The organism is Psychrobacter sp. 1Y1 (assembly GCF_051847395.2).
Lineage (GTDB): Bacteria > Pseudomonadota > Gammaproteobacteria > Pseudomonadales > Moraxellaceae > Psychrobacter.
The window spans coordinates 3137560-3160407 of record NZ_JBPYDF020000001.1; the positions used below are offsets into that span (position 1 = coordinate 3137560).

21 protein-coding genes and 1 other annotated feature are annotated in these 22848 nt (G+C 43.5%); of the genes, 10 read left to right on the top strand and 11 right to left on the bottom strand.

Annotated elements, in window-relative coordinates:
• Window positions 1–42: 42 nt before the first annotated feature.
• The 4 genes from ACS8FA_RS27135 to ACS8FA_RS27150 all read right to left on the bottom strand — a co-directional run bounded on the left by ACS8FA_RS27135 (window position 43) and on the right by ACS8FA_RS27150 (window position 3245).
• The gene (locus ACS8FA_RS27135; RefSeq protein ID WP_522902003.1) at window positions 43–294 is read right to left on the bottom strand and encodes a BolA/IbaG family iron-sulfur metabolism protein; all 252 of its coding nucleotides are present in this window, start codon (window positions 292–294) and stop codon (window positions 43–45) included.
• Window positions 295–458: 164 nt separating this feature from the next.
• Complete coding sequence (locus ACS8FA_RS27140; protein WP_439267164.1) at window positions 459–1454, bottom strand: alpha/beta hydrolase; 996 nt, start codon at window positions 1452–1454, stop codon at window positions 459–461.
• A 237-nt stretch (window positions 1455–1691) separates the two neighbouring features.
• Entirely contained in the window at window positions 1692–2492 is an 801-nt protein-coding gene (locus tag ACS8FA_RS27145) for a BON domain-containing protein (protein WP_114701834.1), read from the bottom strand.
• A 267-nt stretch (window positions 2493–2759) separates the two neighbouring features.
• Window positions 2760–3245, bottom strand: coding sequence for a YraN family protein (locus ACS8FA_RS27150; protein ID WP_439267162.1), 486 nt, complete (start codon window positions 3243–3245; stop codon window positions 2760–2762).
• 143 nt (window positions 3246–3388) lie between these two features.
• Between ACS8FA_RS27150 and rsmI the strand changes: the two genes are divergently transcribed.
• Together rsmI and ACS8FA_RS27160 are read left to right on the top strand one after the other, a co-directional pair.
• On the top strand, window positions 3389–4345 hold the full coding sequence (gene rsmI / locus ACS8FA_RS27155) for a 16S rRNA (cytidine(1402)-2'-O)-methyltransferase (protein ID WP_439267160.1): 957 nt from the start codon (window positions 3389–3391) through the stop codon (window positions 4343–4345).
• A gap of 54 nt (window positions 4346–4399) precedes the next feature.
• Complete coding sequence (locus tag ACS8FA_RS27160; RefSeq protein WP_341610592.1) at window positions 4400–5419, top strand: adenosine kinase; 1020 nt, start codon at window positions 4400–4402, stop codon at window positions 5417–5419.
• A 114-nt stretch (window positions 5420–5533) separates the two neighbouring features.
• Here ACS8FA_RS27160 and ACS8FA_RS27165 read toward each other — a convergent pair whose 3' ends face one another.
• Window positions 5534–6856, bottom strand: coding sequence for an O-acetylhomoserine aminocarboxypropyltransferase/cysteine synthase family protein (locus ACS8FA_RS27165; protein ID WP_201579851.1), 1323 nt, complete (start codon window positions 6854–6856; stop codon window positions 5534–5536).
• Window positions 6857–7109: 253 nt separating this feature from the next.
• A complete protein-coding gene (gene nfuA, locus ACS8FA_RS27170; protein WP_057761762.1) occupies window positions 7110–7793 on the bottom strand; it encodes a Fe-S biogenesis protein NfuA in 684 nt (227 codons plus the stop codon).
• A 583-nt stretch (window positions 7794–8376) separates the two neighbouring features.
• Between nfuA and ACS8FA_RS27175 the strand changes: the two genes are divergently transcribed.
• The 4 genes from ACS8FA_RS27175 (at window position 8377) to ACS8FA_RS27190 (ending at window position 13035) form a co-directional block, all read left to right on the top strand.
• The gene (locus ACS8FA_RS27175) at window positions 8377–9366 is read left to right on the top strand and encodes an alpha/beta hydrolase (protein WP_439267157.1); all 990 of its coding nucleotides are present in this window, start codon (window positions 8377–8379) and stop codon (window positions 9364–9366) included.
• A gap of 139 nt (window positions 9367–9505) precedes the next feature.
• On the top strand, window positions 9506–10573 hold the full coding sequence (locus ACS8FA_RS27180; RefSeq protein ID WP_439267155.1) for a bifunctional nicotinamide-nucleotide adenylyltransferase/Nudix hydroxylase: 1068 nt from the start codon (window positions 9506–9508) through the stop codon (window positions 10571–10573).
• Between the two features lie 210 nt (window positions 10574–10783).
• The gene (locus ACS8FA_RS27185) at window positions 10784–12181 is read left to right on the top strand and encodes a nicotinate phosphoribosyltransferase (RefSeq protein WP_439267153.1); all 1398 of its coding nucleotides are present in this window, start codon (window positions 10784–10786) and stop codon (window positions 12179–12181) included.
• A complete protein-coding gene (locus ACS8FA_RS27190) occupies window positions 12175–13035 on the top strand; it encodes an SGNH/GDSL hydrolase family protein (RefSeq protein ID WP_439267151.1) in 861 nt (286 codons plus the stop codon). Before ACS8FA_RS27185 ends, ACS8FA_RS27190 begins: the two co-directional genes overlap by 7 nt.
• Window positions 13036–13146: 111 nt before the next feature.
• On the opposite strand, the gene ACS8FA_RS27195 is transcribed toward ACS8FA_RS27190, so the two are convergent.
• Entirely contained in the window at window positions 13147–13425 is a 279-nt protein-coding gene (locus tag ACS8FA_RS27195; protein ID WP_057761772.1) for a type B 50S ribosomal protein L31, read from the bottom strand.
• 502 nt (window positions 13426–13927) lie between these two features.
• Here ACS8FA_RS27195 and ACS8FA_RS27200 point away from each other — a divergent pair.
• Window positions 13928–14518 (top strand): YceI family protein, encoded by a 591-nt coding sequence (locus ACS8FA_RS27200; RefSeq protein WP_102091599.1) that lies wholly within the window; start codon window positions 13928–13930, stop codon window positions 14516–14518.
• Window positions 14519–14742: 224 nt separating this feature from the next.
• A complete protein-coding gene (locus ACS8FA_RS27205) occupies window positions 14743–15834 on the top strand; it encodes a GNAT family N-acetyltransferase (protein ID WP_165597899.1) in 1092 nt (363 codons plus the stop codon).
• 156 nt (window positions 15835–15990) lie between these two features.
• Here the strand turns inward: ACS8FA_RS27205 and ACS8FA_RS27210 are convergent, their stop codons facing one another.
• Together ACS8FA_RS27210 and ACS8FA_RS27215 are read right to left on the bottom strand one after the other, a co-directional pair.
• The gene (locus tag ACS8FA_RS27210) at window positions 15991–16428 is read right to left on the bottom strand and encodes a COG4315 family predicted lipoprotein (protein ID WP_439267148.1); all 438 of its coding nucleotides are present in this window, start codon (window positions 16426–16428) and stop codon (window positions 15991–15993) included.
• Between the two features lie 41 nt (window positions 16429–16469).
• Window positions 16470–17689 (bottom strand): IS3 family transposase gene (locus tag ACS8FA_RS27215; protein ID WP_406947480.1). Its coding sequence is split into 2 segments (ribosomal slippage): window positions 16470–17413 and window positions 17413–17689, totalling 1221 coding nucleotides; the frame shifts between segments, so codons are not numbered across the junction.
• Window positions 17298–17414 (bottom strand) — a sequence feature (AL1L pseudoknot). It overlaps the preceding gene by 117 nt.
• A 608-nt stretch (window positions 17690–18297) precedes the next feature.
• Here ACS8FA_RS27215 and ACS8FA_RS27220 point away from each other — a divergent pair.
• Window positions 18298–19917, top strand: coding sequence for an FAD-dependent oxidoreductase (locus tag ACS8FA_RS27220; RefSeq protein ID WP_439267146.1), 1620 nt, complete (start codon window positions 18298–18300; stop codon window positions 19915–19917).
• 131 nt (window positions 19918–20048) lie between these two features.
• On the opposite strand, the gene ACS8FA_RS27225 is transcribed toward ACS8FA_RS27220, so the two are convergent.
• The gene (locus ACS8FA_RS27225) at window positions 20049–20732 is read right to left on the bottom strand and encodes an LOG family protein (protein ID WP_057761780.1); all 684 of its coding nucleotides are present in this window, start codon (window positions 20730–20732) and stop codon (window positions 20049–20051) included.
• A gap of 422 nt (window positions 20733–21154) precedes the next feature.
• On the opposite strand from ACS8FA_RS27225, the gene ACS8FA_RS27230 reads away from it, so the two are divergent.
• On the top strand, window positions 21155–22000 hold the full coding sequence (locus ACS8FA_RS27230) for an alpha/beta hydrolase family protein (RefSeq protein WP_439267179.1): 846 nt from the start codon (window positions 21155–21157) through the stop codon (window positions 21998–22000).
• A gap of 48 nt (window positions 22001–22048) precedes the next feature.
• On the opposite strand, the gene ACS8FA_RS27235 is transcribed toward ACS8FA_RS27230, so the two are convergent.
• Entirely contained in the window at window positions 22049–22771 is a 723-nt protein-coding gene (locus ACS8FA_RS27235; RefSeq protein WP_439267144.1) for a 3'-5' exonuclease, read from the bottom strand.
• Between the last annotated feature and the right edge of the window lie 77 nt (window positions 22772–22848).

Consider the following 22848-nt stretch of genomic DNA (forward strand, 5'->3'; position numbering starts at 1 on the left):
TGGCCGATTCAGTAATATCTAGTCATATAGACAGCTATTTGATTAGCCTTTTGATTGAACGTCCCACTCAGCAGGCGTCAGCGCTTGGATATTGAGTGCGTGAATATCGCCACTCGCAATCTTGTCATTAACTAACGCATATACTGCTTGCTGACGTTGAACCTCGCGTTTGCCTTCAAAGCTGGCATCGACCACGCGTACGTCAAACTTATTACCTTGGTTGGCAGCTTGAATAAAAGCGTCTGGGAAGTGAGTCTGTAAAAATGCGATCAAATCGTCAGCGTTCATGCTCATAGAATGGTCTGCCTTAAAGTTTAGAATAGGGTATAGATTTAAAGTGATGACATTATAACAAGAGTTTGCATATCTTACAGTACTGTCTTACTCAAGTGTGTTTAAGCATTAAGACAGTGCTATCAATTAAACGGTCAAAAGTCGTCGATATGCATAGTGATAAGCTATTTGAGCGTTTTATCCAAGTAGGTCAATACTTGTGCACGCACATCATTGACCCAGCGTAGCGGCGGTGCCATCGCGCCAATACTGGTTGCATGACTGGCTCCTTCGATTTCGCCCGTTTCAACGGTTACGCCTGCTTTTTTAAACGCTTCTGTCATTTTGATTGTATTAGTCACATGTACAATTTTGTCTTTTTCTGCGGTTAATAATAAATACGGTGGCTGCGCACCTTTAATCTGGCGATCTGGCATCACCTCATCAGGTGTGGCATTGGGGTCAAACGCTGTTGCACTACTGAACTTGCGGAAGTCATAGCTATAAGGACCTGCAATCCCGATAACGGCCGCAATATCTGTCGGCTTGATGCCATAAGGTGCCAAAAAGTCTTCATTAGCAACGGCTGCAACGGCATTAAACGCGCCAGCAGAGTGCCCTATCACTGCTAGGCGTGACGGATCTGCATGGAGACTGGTCGCATTTTCAATACTCCAAGCAATTGCTTGAGCCGCATCTTTGACATAATCAGGATAGACGTGCTCAGGCGCTTTACGGTAATTAATCACTGCGGTGACATACCCTGCTTTGGCTAAGCTCTGACCGACAAATGCGTATTGTTCTTTATTGCCGCTCTCCCATGAACCACCATGGACAAATACCACCATAGGATAGCTAGTATTAATAGCACTTTGAGATTTCATTGCTTGTGCTAGCGGTTTTGGATAATAGATATCTAGGTCTTGTGAAGGCTGATCACCATATAAGATGTCCTTACTCACCCCAACGCCGCCACTAGAAGTAATCCCATTGACGATAGCCAACGGCGATAGTGCCTGTGCGTTTTGCGTGGCTAAAGCGATACTGCCCAATGCCAATATTGCCGCACCGCCAAATCTCAACGTTCGCGTTTTCTTATGAGCAGGTTTATTGTGTATGCCTATATTACCAATGACGCTTTTTTCTTTATTTGGTTGTATATTTGCCTGTGAATCCTTCATGACCAGTATCCTATTATATTTATTTATCAATCAGTAGTAACAGGCTAACAGCGATAATGGTTCATCCATTAGCCAATGAGGTGTTTGATATTAGTACCGTTGGCTAATGCACTGACTCTGCTACGTTTTACTATTGATATAGTACTCACTGGCCGAAGATTTCTCGTGCCTTTACTGTTATCACTATTTAGGCTTATTGTGATTAACGTCCTTTATTGCATGGCGAACTAAGGATGCTTACTGGTTCTGATAAAGATCAATATAAGGGCTTGAAGACGGCTGCGTAGTATTGGCCTCTTCTTCCGTTATGACAATAGGCGTTGCCGTGCTGATAGTAGTATCTTGGGCAGCTGGCGCTACTGCAGGATTGGCCAAATTATTCTCATACATGATGTCATCATTATTTATTTTGACGCCTCTATCGTCAACGACAGTTGTCAGCAATACCAACTCGGTGACTCCAACAGTACCATTGGCGATATCAATCAGATGACTCTGCTGAGTGGGTGTCATACGACCCATAATGTAGACCACGCCATTATTGGTAACGGCTTTAATTTGTGACGCACTCACGCCATCGCTGGCGGCTATTTTCGCCAGTAGCTTTGAAGTGATATAACCATCATGAACCGTTGAGCTATACCCTTTTGACGCACTCACTTCCATTTCATTATAGACACGGCGTACATCTGGCATAGAGCTAACGACTTTTTCTACTTCTGCTTTGAGCGTTTCAGTTGGCACTTCACCTGTGAGCAGCACTTCGCTATTGAAGCTATCGATACCCATACGACTGGTTTGCTGCAAGTCTTCTTTTAGCCCGTATACATTGATTTTGGCAGTATGTTCAATACTACGATCGAGCAGACGCTGCGGAATCGTGCGCTCAGTCATTGGTACACCATAAGTCCCTTCTGTACTGTTGGTCAGATAATTGGTGGCACAACCTGTACTGACAACGCAGGCAGCAATCATAATGCCAGTCGTAATACGGCGTGATGAACCAAAAATAGCAGTGCGCAAATGCATCCGTGTCATTATTTACCTCTTAAAACATGTTTGTGACAATTTTATAAATTGAACAAATCTTAATCTAGGCCGTGTCTTTATTTTAAAGAAAACATGCTCTAGTAGTGATGAGCTAAACTTAGCTGTAAGCTAATACTGTATCTGATTTATAGAAAATTGACTATAACCGCTACTTTACTTAATTTTGGCCATCAGCGGTTAGCTTTTTAGTAACGAACCTTACTTGTCAGATGCGGTTAGATGCTTCACTTGGCAGCATCTATCTTATTTACTCTATTACCATGCACTGGCTATAAAAGCATTTTGAATCCATTCTGGTTGATTGTCTAACTGCTCATTTCTTGAATTTGACTCATTCATCGTGTTGTAAGCAATGACATCAAACCGGCAGTCATAATGAGCATACCCAGGATGCTGCTGCAAAAAGGACTGCGCTGTCTTAATAACTTTACGCTGTTTGCTTGTCGTCACGCTGAGTGCTGCATCGCCATAATTCGAGAACTTGCGCTGGCGAACTTCAACAAATACTAATGTTGACCATGCTGAACCTGTCTCAATCATGACCAGATCCAGCTCACCTACTTTTGGCTGTTGCCAATTTTGCGCGACCAACCTCAACCCTTGCGCTTGTAAATACTCACATGCCTGCTGCTCAAACCGACTACCTTGGCGTTGTTTTGGTGAGGTTAAGATCAAGGGCTTATGATTTGACATAAGGTTAATTGGTCTGATTAACATTTGAGAATTATCATAGCACAACATGCTAAACTAGCCACTTCTGCGCGTTCTACTCTCAAAATCTATTGGTTCCCTCACCCATTATTTGACTGAAAAACCATAGATAACGACTGTACATACTAGCGCACTATTATTTTCTAACGTCTTTTTAACGACCCGAGGTTTTCATGTCTAATCCTACTGCGATGCCAGCTTGTCTCTATATCGTTGCCACGCCGATTGGCAATATGTCCGACATGACATCGCATGCAATTGATGTCTTAAAGCAGGTCGCCATCATTGCCTGCGAAGACACCCGCACCTCAGGTAAACTGCTGTCACATTTTGGCATCGATACCAAAGGCAGTAAGGCTGACGAGACAAAAGACTCAGAGACTCGTCCTGCCAAAAGTAGTAGCGAAAATGATGATACGACGACAAAGCAAAAAGGTCACAATAAGCTATGGGCCTATCACGAACATAATAGTGCCATTCAAACGCCCAAAATTATTGAAATGATTGAGCAAGGTCATTCGGTTGCCTTGATTAGTGATGCAGGTACACCTCTAGTCAGCGATCCAGGTTATCAACTGGTGCAAGCCGCGCATGAAGCTGGCGTGACCGTATCACCTATCGTTGGGGCTTCTGCTGCCATTGGCGCACTGTCAGTAGCAGGGTTACCATCTGATCGATTTAGCTTTATTGGGTTCTTGCCTGCCAAAACGCATGGTCGTCAAAAACAGCTGAGCGATCTAATCGCACGTACCGAAACTTTAATCTTTTATGAAGCGCCGCATCGCATCGTAGCTAGTCTAGAAGACATGGCAACGATATTTGGTACAGACCGCGCGGTGACTTTTTGCCGTGAATTGACTAAAACCTTTGAAACGGTACACAAGAGTACCCTTCGTGAATTAGTTGAGTTTGTCAAAGCAGATGACAATCAACAACGCGGCGAGATAGTCGTGGTCGTCGCTGGCGTCGGTGTGGCAAAAGATACTGACGACATCAGTACGCATGATAAATTGCTACAGCGTTTGTTGGAGGATTTGTCAGTCAAAAAAGCAGCTGCACTAGCCTCTGATATCACTGGTGTGAAGAAAAATGCGCTTTATCAGCGTCTACTAGAGTTGCAAGCAGACTAATTTTTAATAATAAGAAAGACAACTGTTTATAAATGAATTGAGGAGAGATAAGCAATGTACGATGTAATGGCAATAGGCAATGCGTTGGTTGATCACGAGTATGTGCTATCAGATGCGGCACTAGAAGAAACTGAGCTGACCAAAGGTAATATGACGCTGGCTGGTATTGAAGAGCAGCAGCAACTACTGGCTTACTTTAAACTGGCTGAGATTGAGCCATCAAAACAAGCAGGCGGCGGATCAGCAGCCAATACTATGTTTACCTTTGCCAGCTTAGGCGGTAAGCCTTTTTATGCTTGCCGCGTTGGTGATGATGATCAAGGGGCGTTTTACCTTAGAGACTTGCATGAAGCAGGTGTCGCAACCTCAGACAAATCTATTCATGCAGGCGGCGTGACCGGCTCATGTGTGGTTGCCGTTACTGAAGATGGCGAACGCACCATGCAGACTTATCTTGGCACCTCAAGTGAGATTGTCGCTGACAATGTTGATTTTGACGCATTGACGCAAGCAGATTGGCTATATATAGAAGGTTATCTAGCGATGTCTGAGAGCATCCAACCAGCGATGACTCAATTACGTCAACAAGCCGGCATTCATAATGCAAAAATTGCGGTGAGCTTTGCTGACCCTGCGGTAGTAAAATTTGCCAAAGATGGTTTGCTTAATATGCTCGGCAACAAAGTCGCAGTGATATTCTGTAATAGCGAAGAAGCCAAGCTATTCACTGATAAAAAACAAGTCAAAGCAGCGGCGCGTGCCCTGCTTGAATATTGCCAAATTGCCGTCGTCACTGATGGTGCCAATGGTGCGGTAATCGCCCACCAGCCTAATGACGAGGCAGAAGTTGAAGTCTATGACGTTGCAACGCCAGCAGTGGCCAACGTCATCGATACCAACGGTGCAGGCGATAACTACGCTGGTGCTTTCTTATATGCATTATCGCAGCAGTATAGTCTGCCAGAATGTGGTCGTCTTGCCAGCGAAATATCAGCACAAGTTATTCAGCAGTTTGGACCGCGTCTTGCCTCGCAGGATTATCGAGATATCGCACAGCGTGTACTGTCTGCTTAATCATTAAACACATCTGTGGGACGCAAAACAAAAAGCCCATATCAAATCGATATGGGCTTTTTGTTTATATTAGACTTGCTTAAACAGTTTGCTCAACTTAATAAGTGCTTGTTGTTAAGCAGAAGCTAATGCTTGCGCGAGATCGGCTTTGATATCTTCGATATGTTCGATACCAATCGATAGTCGTACCATATCCGTACTAACGCCTGCATTTTCTAGCTCTTGCTCATTTAACTGACGATGGGTCGTCGTTGCTGGATGGCATGCTAGTGACTTCGCATCACCGATGTTTACCAAACGAGTTATCAGTTGCAGCGCATCGATAAAGCGCGCACCAGCTTCTAGTCCACCTTTAACACCAAAGGTCAAAATGGCAGAAGGCGTGCCTTTCATGTATTTTTTGGCAAGCTCGTGCTCAGGATGGTCAGACAGACCTGCGTATTTCACCCAAGCAACTTTATCATGGTCACGCAGATATTCTGCGACGGCTTGTGCGTTTTGCACGTGACGCTCCATACGTAGACTTAGCGTCTCCATACCTTGCAAGATACCGAAAGCATTGAGCGGGCTGAGGGCTGCGCCAGTATTACGTAATGGCGCAACGCGGGCACGAGCAATAAAGGCTGGCGCGCCTACATCTTTGACGAAGTTCACACCGTGATAGCTGTGATCTGGCGTGTTCAACAGTGGGAAACGCTCAGGATAATCGCCCCAAGCAAACTTGCCACTATCGACAATCGCACCACCAATTGATGTACCTGTTCCACTCATATACTTGGTCAATGAGTGAATCACGATATCTGCACCGAACTCAAATGGACGGCATATCGCAGGCGTCGCCACCGTATTATCAATCACGACAGGTACGCCGTATTCGTGAGCGACATCACTGAGCGCTTGAATATCCACAATATTACCTAGTGGGTTACCGATACTCTCGGCAAATACCATTTTGGTCTTGTCATCAATCAAGTCACGAATGGCTTCTGGGTCTTTATGATCAAAGAAGCGCACTTCGATACCTTGACGCGGCAAGGCATGGGCAAACAAATTGTAAGTACCGCCATATAGCGTTGATACGGCGACGATATTGTCGCCTGCTTCACAAATGGTCTGAATTGCATAAGTGATGGCAGCCATACCAGAGGCTACGGCAAGCGCACCGATACCACCTTCTAGTGCAGCCACACGCTCTTCTAGCACCGCGTTGGTCGGATTCATGATACGAGTATAGATATTGCCTGCGACCTTTAGATCAAACAGATCTGCACCATGCTGAGTATTATCAAACGCATATGAACTGGTATGATAAATAGGCACGGCGACTGCTTTGGTCGTTGGCTCTACACTATAGCCGGCATGAATCGCTAAGGTCTCAAGACGTTGAGGAGTTTCTGATTGTTGGGCTGTCTGCTGGTCTGCTGATCCATCACTCATAGTACATTCCTTTATTTTGATAAAAGATGATTTGTTGACGACATATCGCCTAAAGTCACCTTAAAAAACTGTCTGCTAAATCATAGCAATAAAAAAAGCTGAGTTCATCATAACTCAGCTTCTTTATTAAAAGAATAGCAAAATACTCATCTCTTCATGACAAATATTCATAAGCAGCAAACCAAACAGGCATATCTATACTAGAGATATGGCCACCTTTATAGCAGCCAATTGCTTTTAACTATTTTTCATTTTATTTATAGTAAGCATTCTCTGTACGAGTATGATCAGTCTCGTCAACCACTTGGGTCAATTCTGGAATTTGCTGTTTCAGCTGTACTTCAACGCCTTGACGTAAAGTCATATCAACCGCTGAACACCCTTGGCAACCACCGCCGAATTTCAATACAGCGGTTAGACCAATGCCTTCTTCATCAATCAGTTCAAGCAACTGTACGTCACCGCCATGTGCTGCCAAGCCAGGGTTAATCTCTGACTGCAATACATAGTTGATGCGCTCTTCGACACTGGCATCAGCGCCTACTTTAGGTACTTTAGAGTTTGGCGCGCGGAAAGTCAGCTGACCACCAAAACGGTCTTTATTATAGTCGATGACCGCGTCTTCTAGATAAGGTACTGACGCCGCCTCAATAAATGCAGAGAAGTTTTCATACGTAAAACGCAAGTCAGCGCTGTCCTCTTCGCCCGGCTGATTATAAGCCATGCAGCACTCTGCGCGCGGTGTACCAGGATGCTCAACGAAAATACGCACACCGATACCATCGGTATCTTGCTTAGATAACAAATCTGCCAAGTAGCCTTGAGCTGACTCAGTGATAGTGATGTTGCTTTTCGCTTCGACTTGCTCGGTATCTAGGGCTGATTCATAGCCAGCAGTTTGGTCTAGTTGGTTATCAGCTTGGTTTTGCTCACTCATAATGTTTCCTATGCGTTATGACACAAACGCTATATCTCTTATGGCTATTGTGTCGTGAATTTGGATTTTTAAAATGTTTACGGTTTATATAAGACATGCAGACTGGCAATGATTGGTATTTATTATTGTATGACATTGGTCGACATGAGTATAAAGTTTAATCGGTCTATAGCAGTCATTATACCTGAATCACACATCAATTCCGACCACGCTACTGTGAATTGAAGAGCGACCATTGTAAATGGTCGTCATTGGTTTTTTTAATGATACTAACAGGTGGTAAAGCAACTTCATATTTAAACCATGACAGATAAACACGCTGAATGATTGTGTTGGCTGCCAAGTTATTCTCTATATAAAGACAGCGGTACCATTTATCAAGCGCACTCAGCATTTTCGATATGCCATACCGTTCACATCTAGTCCGAGCAAGTCATCTGGTTTTGACGTAGTATTGATAATTTGAATGATTGTGCGCAGTAGCGTTATAAGCATGGTAGCTTTTAATCGCCTTGTATAATTATCAGCTTGTATAAATATCGACTTGTATAAAGATTACGTATTTTTTGGATAGGATCATTTTATGATGACACGAACGTTGCACCTAGTAACTACCAAGGACGATGAGCAAATTGCCGTTTGGAAAGTAGTTGATAATTCAGAAGAAGATACGATAGCTAACACATCAGAAAACAGCCTACCTAACATCACACCGCAAAACATATTTTTGACGCATGGTACGTTTTCTGACAAGCAAACTTGCCTCAAAATCGCCGAATATTTTGCAGGGCTTGGTCATCATTGCTACATCATGGAATGGCGCGGGCATGGTAATAGCTCGCTACCGAAAGAAAAATTCAACTTTGAGACTGTCGCCACTTATGACTATGAAGCGACTTTTCGCTATTTCTTTGAAGAATTAAAGCTCAATAATCTACATTGCGTCACTCATAGTGGTGGCGGTGTTGGCCTGACCATGTTTCTTGTCCAAAACCCAAGCTATATCGATAAGGTCAATAGCATCAGTATGTTTGCCTGCCAAGCTTTTGGCGCGGCGCAAGACTCGACCAGCTACACGAAAATCCTTACAGCCAAGGTACTTACGCGATTGGTCGGCTTTATACCCGCTAAGCAGTTCAAGGTAGGCCCTTTTAACGAAAGCTACTATACGATGACCCAATGGTATGATTGGAATTTGCGTAAAAACTTTAAAAGTAGCTTTTTGAAAAAGGCTAATTTCGATAAAGGCAGGACAAATACAGAAGAAATGAACGAAAGCATTAATCAGCAGAAAAGTACTGGTGATGACTTTATCGACTATCGTCATCATATGCCACAGATTACCATTCCTGTTTATTCTATCAGTGCAAAAGGTGATGCCTTCATCTCCCCTACTCGCGGCTGTCGTTTGTTTTTTGAAGGCTTTAACAATTCAACCAATGTCTTTCGAGAGTACTCGATTAGTAACGGCGATTTAGATGACTATACACACAGTCGCATCATGATCAGTCGTAACGCAGCCACAGAGATTTGGCCAACAGTAACGGCATGGATAGAAAAGCATGCCCGTTAAAGCATATGTATCGATTGGACGGTTTCGACAATGACACACCCCTAAACATCTTTATACTTGTCAGAAAGTCATAGGCTGTGTCAGTATTAGCGTCATTAATTTTTAATCAATAAAAATAAGTCGTAGGAAGTTGGCGTCTATGAGTGAATTATCAGAGCAACGGTCAGATAAGCAAAACCTAGATCAAAAAAGCAGTAAACACTATCGTTATCTAGTCTTTATCGGTCGCTTTCAGCCGTTTCATGCTGGCCACAAAGCCGTCATCGATGAGGCACTAAAACGCTCAGACGAAGTGATTATGCTGATCGGCTCAGCCAACCTGCCACGTAGCTTACGCAATCCGTTTAGCGTCGCTGAGCGTGCCGCAATGATCAAAGGCGCCTACTCTGAAGAAGAAGCCGCACGCATTCACTGTGTTGGCTTAGATGACGCACTCTACAATGACACTCGCTGGCTACAGTATGTGCAAGCAGGTGTAAAATCTGTCACTGGTGACTTGCAGACGGATATTGGCTTGATTGGTCATTCAAAAGACAGCTCATCTTACTATCTGTCATTGTTTCCCAACTGGGACTCTGTGTCAGTGCCCAATTATCATAACTTATCAGCCACGCCGATTCGCGACAGCTATCTGATGGGTGCTACGCCGACGCCCGAGCGTACGCCTGAGTCGACGCGTAACGTCCTCGATGCATTCAAACAAACTGACGATTATCATCAGCTGCATGAAGAAGCAGACTTTATCGATAAATATAAAAGACAGTGGGAATCAGCACCATACCCGCCTACTTTTATGACAGCCGATGCATTAATTGTACAGTCGGGGCACATCCTACTGGTTGAGCGACGCAGTATGCCAGGTCGTGGACTCTGGGCGCTGCCGGGTGGATTTTTAAATCCAAAAGAGACGCTGTTTGATGCTTGTATCCGTGAGCTACGTGAAGAGACTCGCCTCAAAGTGCCTGAGCCAGTACTGCGCGGCTCTTGCCATAGCCAACATACCTTTGATGATCCATATCGCTCAGCGCGTGGTCGCACCATTACTCAAGCATTTTACTTTCAACTCAAAAATGATCCAAAAGGTCTGCCAAAAGTAAAAGGTGGTGACGATGCGACCAAAGCATTTTGGCTACCATTGGCAGAGCTTGATGCCAAAATGATGTTTGAAGATCACTACGCGATTATTACTAAAATGGTTGGCTTGTAGTTCACTGCTAATCGTTTTTTCTAGTAGCTTTCTTTAGTAGTCTTTTTTAGTAGATTTTTCTAATAACTACTTGAGCAAATTATTATCAAAACAACTATCACTAAATATCGCACTAATAACTTGATACCAACGCCGATAGACGGCAATCAACCGCCGCCACTGCTCTTTCAGTAAAGCAGCTGCGGCATTTCAAAGCAGAGGAGTTCTGTGATGTATACCAGTAATCTAAACAATTTAATCTTAAATAGCGACAGCTATAAGACTTCACATTGGGTGCAATACCCAAGCGGTAGCGAGTATCTGTCCAGTTATGTCGAAGCGCGCAAAGGCGACTACGATGTGGTGTTCTTTGGCTTGCAAGCTTTTATCAAGGAATACTTAAGCACTCCCATCACTCATCAAGATATCGACGAAGCCGAAATGGTCATTCAAGCGCATGGCTTGACTTTTAACCGTGCCGGTTGGGAGCGTTTGGTCGATAAACACGGCGGTTATATGCCGTTACGAATCGAGGCCATTCCTGAAGGCAGTATCCTACCCGTCTCAAATGTCGTCTGTCAGGTTATCAATACCGACCCTGAGTTTTATTGGCTGCCAAGTTATATCGAGACCGCCCTACTACGCGCTATTTGGTATCCATCCACCGTCGCTAGCGTCTCTCATTATTGCAAAGGCATCATTCGTAAAGCCTTAGAGAAGTCAGCGGACAATATCGATTCGCTCACTTTTCGACTGCATGATTTTGGCTCGCGCGGTGCTTCTAGCCAAGAATCCGTCGCGCTCGGTAGCTTAGCGCACTTGGTGAATTTTGCAGGTACTGATTCGATGACGGCATTGGTCGCTGCCAGTCGTTGGTATCAAATGGATAAAGACATGCCTGCATTTTCTATCCCTGCAGCTGAGCACAGCACCATGACCGCCTGGGGCCGCGATGGTGAGACAGAGGCCTTTGCCAATATGATTGAGCAGTTCGGTGGCACAGGCAAAAGCTTTTCAGTGGTGTCTGACAGCTATGACTTATGGAACGCGATTGATAATATCTGGGGCGATACCTTAAAAGAAGACGTCAAAAACATGGGTGGTACGCTCGTCATCAGGCCAGACAGTGGTGAGCCTACCAAAGTGGTACGTGAAGCCTTAGAGCGTCTAGCGGTGAAATTCGGTACGACTATAAACAGTAAGGGCTATAAAGTACTGCCCGATTACGTGCGGATTATCCAAGGGGATGGTATCAGTGCACAAAGCTTGAGCAATATCATTGATGTGATCATGAAAGCAGGCTTTAGCGCAGAAAACGTAACATTTGGCATGGGCGGTGGTCTATTGCAGCAAGTCAACCGCGACACCATGAGTTGGGCGATGAAATCTAGCGCTATCTCTATCGATGGCGCATGGAAGGATATTTACAAAGATCCCGTCACCAGCCGCTCGAAGCGCTCGAAAAAAGGACGATTGGCACTGGTAAAAGACGACAGCGGCCAGCTAACAACCGTCAAAGAAAATCAGATGAGCGACCCAACTGACAATCTATTACATGATGTCTACGTCGATGGTAAATTGTTAATTGAAGACAGTCTTACGACTATTAGGGAACGTGCAGGATGGTAGATACTAGCAAACTAACATCGGTCGCAAGAGACGTCTTACTTGCCCCTGTCTACCTCTATCAAGGTCGCAAAATCAAGCGTGATACGGTTCGCTTGCCTGAACCACATGGTGAAAGGCACGGCGTGATTGAGCTGCCTCAAGCGAATGATGAAGTATCAACGCAAGAGGCTAAGACATTTAACCTTATGGTCGTTGGCGATTCAGCAGCAGCAGGCGTGGGTAGCCAGACCCAGCAAGAAGCGTTGGTCGGTAAGCTCATTCCGATACTGGAACAAAACAAAGCTATCCAAGCAAACTTTGCTCGACTCAATTGGTCATTGCAAGCGACAACAGGTCATACCAGCTTTGATATTCTACGCAGGTTATATGTCTTACCTGCTCCTGAGCAGTCTATCGATGTGATGTTGCTAAGCGTAGGGGTCAATGATACGACGTCCAATGTCTCTGTGCATAAATGGCAACAACAAATTGAAGACATTATCAATATTGCACAGCGCAAATTTGGCGTACGAGAATTGGTTTTTTTAAGTTTGCCGCCGATGGCGCAAATGCCTGCAATACCTGCTCCGCTCAATAACTTTGTGGGTGCAAAAGCATCGGTACTGGATGGGATATTACAGCAGGTTTGTACGGCTCATGCTGGTGTCACCTATATGGCAACCGACTTTACACGGATGCTAGAAGAGCATGCAAATGGCTCGGCTATCGATATCAATGTGATGTTTGCCAGTGATGGATTTCATCCTAGCAGTCTGATGTACGGCTATTGGGCACAGCAAATCGTAGAAACCATTATTCAGTTACTAGATTCTATTCAGATATTGGACTTATCTACTACTGAGTTTGAGCGCTAAATAGCCTGTTAGCTTTATTTTTAGATCATAAAAAATTAAGCAATAAAAAACCGCTGAATAATCAGCGGTTTTTTATTGCTTAGCGAAATATATTTACACCATAAGTGTAAATTATTCAGCAGCGTCTGCAGCTTTCTTGCTACGGCCACCAAATGCGCCAAAGCGTTTGTTGAAGCTTGCAACACGACCTTCAGTAGAAGTTTTACGTTGCTCACCAGTATAGAATGGATGCGACGCACTTGAGATATCAAGTGGGTAGTATGGGTATTCTTTACCTTCGTATTCACGAGTCGCTTTAGTTTTAGCAGTTGAGCGAGTCAAAAAGAACACGTCAGCGTTAGTGTCGTGGAATAAAACTTCTTGGTAATTAGGATGGATATCTTTACGCATAATATACTCTCTAGGTCCGATGTATGTACAACGTCTAAATACAGCATCAACGATGATGTATCAAACAAATAATGACATACGTAACTGAGGCACTAAGGACATTACAAGTATGGCAACTGCGTCACTGGCTTATTCCAGCACCCAACACCACCCTTCTGTTCGCTTAGCCTTTCCCCAGCGGGAAAATTAAACCGCGATTTTAACGGTTTTTGACGTAAGACGCAAGGAGCAGTTGTGATAGAGATATGTGATAAGTTGTCAATAATAGAGAAATAGTGTTGAGATGTATGAGTTAACCCAGTACAATGTTTTGGTTAGATATATTAATCAATTACATTTTTATATGTAGTTAATCTAACCAAGTATAGGTTGGCTGCGCTATTTATTTATCGCAATTCTAGGACACATAGCTACAATATATTTACTCATTTTTTACAAAAAATGTTTTCTTCTTTGTTCATCGGCGAGCACCAATACCCTAATACTATGTAAGGACTATTCAATGAAAACCACTACAAAAGCCCTATTGATCAGCTCAATACTTTCTATCACTACCATGGCAAGCGCTGCACTGCCGACTCAGTGGCAACTAGATAACTCTCACACTCGTGTCGGTTTCTCAGTTGATCACATGGGATTTTCTACGGTCATGGGACACTTTAGCGATGTAGACGGTACCGTTAAATTTGATCTAAAGAACCCTAACCAAACCCAGCTGAACTTTGTCATTGATACAGACAGTATCGATACTGCTTGGGCTGCCCGTGACAAACATTTAAAAACGGAAGAGTTCTTTAACGTTAAAAAATACCCTACTATGAGCTTTAAATCTACTCAGGTTAATTTTGTAAATCCGCAGCAAGCAAAAGTAACTGGGGACTTTACTTTACTGGGTCAAACCAAGCCACTAACCCTAGATGTCACGTTAAACAAAATCGCTAATAGCCCTCTGACCAAAGAGCCAGTCGTTGGCTTCCGTGCTACTGGCACTATAGACCGTGCAGCTTATGGTATGACAGCCTACTCTGCTGGTATTACGACCAATGTTCCTATCCAAATCGATGGCGAGCTAGTAGAAAAAAAATCAAAGTAAGCTTATAGCTCTCTAATAGCTTTCGACAAAAACGAGAAAAGCAGCCTACCCTCATTTATAGAGGCAGGCTGCTTTTTTATTTCCTATAGATTCTTCTACGCTCTAATAATATATTCATTATTTTACATAAAAGGTTTTTATGTACTTGAAGGCTTCATAATTTGTTGTTATATTCGTATATACGGATTTAAGAATATATAACGCAACACTGAGGGAGCAGCAACGTGGATACAGTACAAGTTGATTACATAGCGATAGATGCTGAGTGGGATAAGAAGGTATCAAATCATCATTTTGATATATACCACTTATCTGGTTGGATTGCGGCCTCAGCTGTCATCGACAAGGGCAAGCCTCAAGGCATCATCGCCCACTATAAAAATAAAGAAGTATTGTTACCCATTATAATTAGAGACATTGACTCAGAGCATTGGGATGCTACTTCCACTTATGGTTACGGTGGCCCGTTGATGGACAAAACCCTCACTGATGCCGAGTTAGACATCGTACTAGATGAGATAAGGGCTTTTCTTTGCGAGAGAGGCTGCGTGTCTTTGTTTATGCGGTTGCATCCGATTATTAATAAAGAATGGATACCCACAGTTGGCAAAGCACTGACTCACGGGCTGACCTTGATGTCTGATTTAAGTAAGTCAGAAGAAGAGCATTGGAGCGAGACACAAAATCGACATCGCCGCGGTATCAAAAAAGCCATGAAAATGGATGTTGTGACAAAAACAGAGTTCTTGACCCGACAGAACGCCATGGTGTTTTCAGACATTTATAAAGAGACAATGCGACACGTCAAGGCTAGTGATTATTACTTCTTTGATGATGATTATTTCTTTAATTTGCTTGAAAACCTTCAAGAAAAAATACTGTTAATAACTGCCTATCAAGACGATAAAGCGATTGGGTCTTCTATATATACGCTCTGCCAAGAGTCTGGCATTATGCAGTTCCACCTTGGTGGCACGCTGAACGCCTATACGCACCTACAACCTTCTAAACTTATCACTCATGTCGCTCGTAATTGGGGACGAGAGAACCATTATGAAGTACTACATCTTGGTGGCGGCGTTGGCTCCAATTTAGATTCTTTATATGAGTATAAAAAAGGCTTTAGTTCGCAAGAGTTACTATTTAAGACTTATAGACTCGTCGTTAACGTAGCAAAATATACAGAGTTAGTAGCTGATATCTGGTTCACGGAAAATGATCTGCTTTCAGACTTTTTTCCTTTATATAGAAAAGAGCCTAGCAAAGAAGAAGTGCTAGAGACCATTCAGATTGAGCCTTTAGCAAATGTGACATAATATAAATTACATCTAATACTAGCGAATATACGTGCGCTGATGTTGATTACAGTAGAGAGTAACACCGAGCAAATAAAAAGCAGCCTATCCTCAATTATAGAGGCAGGCTGCTTTTTTTGTCTTAACGTTTCCGAGTTAGTTTATATCTAACACCTGTTATTTACTTGGGATAACGTGCCAAACGCCAAGTTTATCATCACCGTCTTTGTCACCAACTTTTGTGTCATTAGCATAGAAGTATAAAGGCTTACCGTTCATTGCCCACTGATATTTGCCATCTTCACGCTTAAATGCAGCGAACTGACCTGAGGCTTTAGCATCGCTAGGCGCTTTGAAAATTGGCCACACAACTTGGCAAGCTGCACCGCAATCTGACTTATTCATAGAGTCTTTATCAAACGTATACAACGTCATATGGTTGGTAGCATCTACCAACACCCCATTCTTGCTAGTGACTGGTGCTGTATTGTTGCTGGTTGCCTGTACTTCATGCGTACCTGACATATCGTTACCGACTACGTTTTTTAAAGTAGTACAGCCAGTTAGTGTTAATACACCTGTTAGTACCGATAACATCATTATATTTTTCATCATAATGAACCGCCCCGACTTTATCGGAGAGTGATTTACTTGAGTCAGGCAGCGATGCCTGACAGGGTTAAATTATCATAATACCGCTTTTCAAAATCAAAAGGTGACACATAACCAATCGTACTATGCAGTCGTGTTTTATTAAACCAGTCCACCCACTCAAGGGTTGCCAGTTCAACATCGTTCACACCAGTCCAGTTTTGCTTTAAATAATGAATCACCTCAGACTTATAAAGCCCATTGACCGTTTCAGCCAATGCGTTGTCATAAGAGTCGCCTGTTGTACCAACAGAGGCAATCACGCCAGAATCCGTCATTTTATCAGTATAGCGAATGGATAAGTACTGAACCCCTCGATCACTGTGATGAATGACATCTTTGGGATGGTTTCTATCTGCTATTGCTTGATTTAAAGCCGCCATCACCATATCGGTGTTCATACGATTAGATACCTTCCAACCAACGATAGCACGGGCAAACACATCAATAATAAAAGCGGTATAGACCCAGCCGCTTGTCGTCTTGATATAGGTAAAATCTGCAACCCACAGCTGGTTAGGACGATAAGCGCTAAAGTTACGATTGACTAAGTCATCAGCGCGCTTTTGGTCGTCACGGCTGTTGGTGGTAATCTTGCCTTTGCCACGCCAGACGCCTTGTAGGCCATACTGCTTCATTAATCGCTCTACGGTACACCGAGCAACCTTTAACCCGTCAGCTTTCATCTGCTGCCATACTTTACGCGCACCGTAACGGCATTTGCTGTCCTGCCAGATGCGTTTAATCTCGCTGAGATAGTAGTCGTCATGCTGACTGCGCAGTGAGCGTTTTTCAGGGTAGCTCTCCAAGTCTTTAGCACGGTGATAGGTTGATGGGGCAATCGGTAATACTCTACAGATCAGCTCGACCCCATAATTATTCTTATGATCGTCGATGAATTGAATCATGATTTTAGTCAGCGGTCGAGCTCCGCCTGGGCGAAAAAAGCGGCAGCCTTACGTATGATCTCATTGGCTTGCTTGAGCTCTCTGCATTCGCGTTCAAGCTCCTTGATGCGCTCTTTATCACTTTGCGCTTGCACCGATGCAGGAATAGTTTGATCGATATGTTTTTTATGCCACGACCGCAGGGTTTCAGGCGTACAGCCAATCTTAGGGGCAATGGCTTGAATCGCTGACCATGTGGAGGGATAGTCGCCCAACGCTTCTATCAGCATGCGAACGGCGCGTTCTTTAATCTCAGGAGTGTAGGTTTGTTTTTTCATTGTCGTATTCTCTCAGAATGTTGAGTCTCCGACAATCCCGGGGCGGTTCATAACTTCCTTGTAAGTTTAGTCGTATTTTTTATAGCGATGAGCTTGTTGTCGTTTACTTTATCGACTGTCCCTTTTGTTAATTTTAACATTTGGAATTTTGAACAGTTCTCAAAACAGAACCGACACTTCTTGCTAAGCAAAATGAATACAACATACGATTTTAAGTTATCTTGGCTACCAATATATACACTTACAAAAGTGGTCGAATTTTACAAAATAATAAAACGAGCTTATTTTCGATTTCACAAACTTGCCACCTCTCTCGTTTACTCTATTTTTAGACAGGCTCGTTTGTCTGAAAAACTTCACACATATAGCGACTCGTTGACAAAACTCATGCATCTTCTTACGTATTTCCCATCATATTGTCTGTAGTTCTTCGTAAAATAAACCTATAGAGATGAAGAATGGCTAAACAATAGGAAAGATGACTATTGAAGTTCAGATTTGTGTGTTGAACTTAATTACCTTCGCACGCATATCAAGAAATATAGAACATTTGATACATATACCGAGCACGGCCTAATACAGATGCTATTAAGGATACAACGACGACAATGACTCAGTCTTTTGATAAAAACTACGCTCAATCCTTTAATCGTGACGCTCATTCTGAGGTGTTATCTTATGGGGCAAAGAACATTCAACCTAAAAAGCGTGTTGGCATTTTGGGCGGCGGTACTGCGGGATCGACGATTGCAATTCGACTTGCTGCGTTAGGATTAGAGACCTATTTGTTTGAAAAGAAAAAATCACTTATTGATGGACCACCTATGTGTCATTTGCATGCAGGTGGTAACTTGTACCGTGAAATACCGGACGAAGATTGCGTAGCGCTGCTTAAGCAATGTATCGATATTTTGCGTTTGTATCCGCACACTATTGACGTCCGTCCTACTGTGTTTGCTGTACCGACACGTGACGAAGGACTGCCTGAAGATTTACTACCGCGTTTGGATATTTTGACCGATGCTTATCAAGAACTGATCGAGCAAGATGTTAATAATAAAGTATTGGGTGAGCCTAAAGATTACTATCAACTTTATAGCCATGAGCAATTGATTGAGCTGTCTGAACGTGAGCAAGTCGCTGTACCAAGTACAGTTGATGAATGGATGATTCCAGTCGCTAGATACTTGGATTTAAACAAAGTTAAATTTCCGTTAATTGTTGTCCAAGAATATGGTTGGAACATTTTTCGTTTAGCCGCTTCTGCTAAGCTTGCGCTCGAAGAGTACGACAATGCGCACGTATTTACTGAAACTGCGGTACAAAAAGTCGTGCCGGTAGATTGTGAGAACTGTACCAACGCTGACCATCATGTCACTAAATGGCGTATCGACTATCAACAAATCCATAATCAAGAACACGCCTCTCAGCCTGAGTCTATCGAAGTTGATTATTTAGTCAACGCTTGCGGATTTCGTACAGGTGTCATCGACGATATGGTTGGTGTCGAAGTAACACGTATGGTCGAGTTCAAATCGTCTTATGTGACTCATTGGGGCGATGCTGGTGGACAGATACCAGAGATCATCGTTTATGGTCAACGAGGAACGCCAGAAGGCATGGCGCAGCTTACTCCCTACCCTGGTGGATATTTTCAGATTCACGGTATGAGTAAAGCCATTACTCTGTTTGATGATGGTCTTGTCGCATCAAGTGAAGACAGTGCGCAGCCCAAACTACCGCAGCAATACGTGCATTATATTGAAGACGGTTGGGATAAAGCACCCCTACAGGCACGTAGTCAGCAAGCGATTGAGTATGTGGCGGAGTTTGTACCAACATTCAACAGCGCACGTACTGTTGGTAACGCGCTATACGGTGGGCAGCAGATTCCTGGACAGGATGATACGCTGCGAGTCGCTGACGTGAGCTTGTACTCTAATATACGCTATGCCCGTGCAGAAAACGTCAAAGCATCTTCAACCTTGATTGCCGCTGATCAAATAGTTAATGAACTAACAGATCTAGGCTTGATAGAGAACGATACACCTCTAAATCGTAGTCGCTATGCTCATGAGTGGTCGTACCTTGTCCATAATGATAGCCTCGCTGTCGATGAGGTTGCACGTGAGCTCGCTGAGCAGCGTGGATTCCCGATAGCGATGGCTCATGTCAATCATAGCATTCGTGAAGTAGCATTGGAAGATCTCACGCCTGCTGATGCCTAATAGGCATAATTCTCTGATAGGTTGTTAATACATCTAAAAAAGGAGCAGATAGCCAAGATTTGGTTGTCTGCTCCTTTTTTGCAATAGCTTTTAATATTTAAGTACTTTCTGTGTATTAATAACTATATGGCTTAACTATTACTACCTGCCATTTTCTCTGTATCCACAGCATCATCTATGGTCACTACTGTCTGTAGCATATCGATCGCTTCGCTGATGGTATTGCACACCACTAGACGATCTAAATCTTCCTGCTTCATAAAGCCTTGCTCAGTGGTATATTTTAAATGCTCAATCATACGGTCATAAAAACCATTGATATTCAAAATGATCATTGGTTTTTCGTGCTGGTACAATTGACGCCACGTGGCGATTTCCATAATCTCTTCTAATGTTCCTAACCCGCCTGGTAGCGTGATAAAGGCATCGGCATACTCTGCCATAACTGTCTTACGCGTGTGCATAGTGTCAGTCAAATGCAAGCGAGTCAGCTGCTCATGAGCGATTTCGTGCTTGAGCATAAAGGTTGGAATCACGCCCACTGCTTGCGCGCCGCCATTAATTACTTCATCCGCAACTGCGCCCATTAGTCCGATACTAGCGCCACCATATACTAGTCCCATGCCATTATTTGCTAATGCACTGCCAAGCTCACGTGCCGCCTGTTCATACACGTCACCATTGCCCAAGCGTGAACCGCAATACACAGCCACGAGCGGCATTGATAGGGCAGACTTGTCAACTGCTTTTTCAATATTGGTAATGTCTTTGCTTGTGATTACATCATAAGTATCATCGTTGATTTTCATTTGCATATAGCTTCCTTAATTACCTGTCAGTTTTTATTGAGTGCTTGTTATTAGTGAAGGCTGCATACCGACACCTATCATTTATATTGTCATGCACATGATTCATAAGACAAACTCAGCCAAGCTATACGAAACTTGGAAGTCATATTTGAGCAACTGTCTTGCCAGTATTTATCTTAACATAAGCAATGCTACCACATAGTCACAACGATTTATCACTACGCAACGACTACACTTTCAAGATGCGCAGTTATTGTTCATCATAGCCCGATATTCATTATCTACTAATAAAATACTAAGGTATACCCATGGATAATCACAATGCCTCTCCTACTGCCGAGCTATCAAGCTCTGTGGTTAATAGCAATCTCACTAGTAAAAGCAATACGAATGACGCGAGCAATATTGATACTTACTCATTAAGCATCATGACCGATCGCAACCAAGCATTGGCAGCCACGGTCTATCGCCCTAAAGATGCAACAAAAAAAGCCGTCATGATGGCACCTGCCACAGGTATTAAGCGTCACTTTTATCATAATTTTGCGACCTGCCTAGCAGAAAGCGGCTTTGGAGTGCTGACCTTTGATAATGAAGGAATCGGTGAGTCACTATCGACCGAACTGGCAAAATGTAGCGCTTCCTTAATCAGTTGGGGTCGCCACGACATGCCAGCTGTACTTGATGCCTTACAAGATGAGTTTCCTGATGCGACTTATCATCTTATCGGTCATAGCGCAGGTGGTCAGCTCATTGGCTTGATGCCCAATTATCAGGCGATTGGCTCAGTGTTCAATGTCGCTTGCTCGTCAGGGCGTATCAAAAACATGGGCATGCCATATAAACTCAAAGCTATGGGCTTTATGGATGCGTTTATTCCATTCACTAATTTAACACTAGGCTATACGCCGTCAGACAAAATCGGTATGGGTGAGCCGCTACCACGCGGAGTAGCGCGTCAATGGCGTGAATGGTGCAATGGCGAAGGCTATATCAAGACCGCATTTGGCAAAAGCATACATACGCATTTCTATGATGAGCTCAGCATGCCAGCACTGTGGCTTGGCTTTAGCGATGATGATATCGCCAACAGTGAAAACATGGACGATATGATAAGGGTATTTACAAAAATGCCTGTCGAAAAGCGTTTCTTGGACCCTGAGGATTTTGGTCTAAATCATATCGGTCATATGCGCTATTTTAGCAGTAAGACCAATATCAAAGCGCCGCAGCTATGGCAGATGGCGGTGACATGGTTGCACGACCAACCATAAGCTTAGCACCATGTCGCACCATACATGGTAGACCCTCGATAATTCAGGTTACTTTTTTGCATTTTCTGCTTCTTCCAGTTTTAAGCGTTTAGTCAGTGCCGAATACAGGGACGGCTGCATATTATGAATATTGCCTATCATCCATTTAACATAGCTGATGGGCACGTCTTTGATCGGCTTGCCTTTATGCTTACCAAACGGCATCTTGCTCACAGGGGTCGCTTTATTAGAGATAGCATGTGCTGCTGCAAAATCCGTCGGCGCAATCTCTAGACGCTCGCAGCATGCTTGATACAGCAGATAGCACATTCGAGCATCGCCAAGCGCGTCATGAGCGGCAATTGTCATTGCACTCGCTTCACCCTTGCCCAATAACTGCTCGATACACTTAGACTGACCGTAAGCGCGCCATTCTGGAAAGGCTGCTCGCGCAAGTCTCACCGTACAAATCAGCTTAGCAGAAGGACTGCCAATCACTCGCCAATCAAAACGTACGTTATGACCAATCAAGTACTCTGGTAATTCAAACTGCTCCAACTCAAAGCGCTCAAGTCCAGCCACATCATCATCGGTAATACCATGCACCTTTATGACAATGGGTGAGATAGATCGACCACTATTAAAGTATTTCATCCATTCAAAGCCAGTTGCTACATTGATAGTAGCAACTTGGATAGGTCTAGGATCACTGCCCTGATCTGTTTCGGTATCGATAACCAATGCCGTTTCGCGCGTGGCAGAAATATCAGCAGAATTAAAAGCATCATTCATAAAGTATTAACCATCAGTAGCAACTGTCTATGCTTAGCAGAAATGTTAAATAGATAAAACTATATTTGCTGTTTATA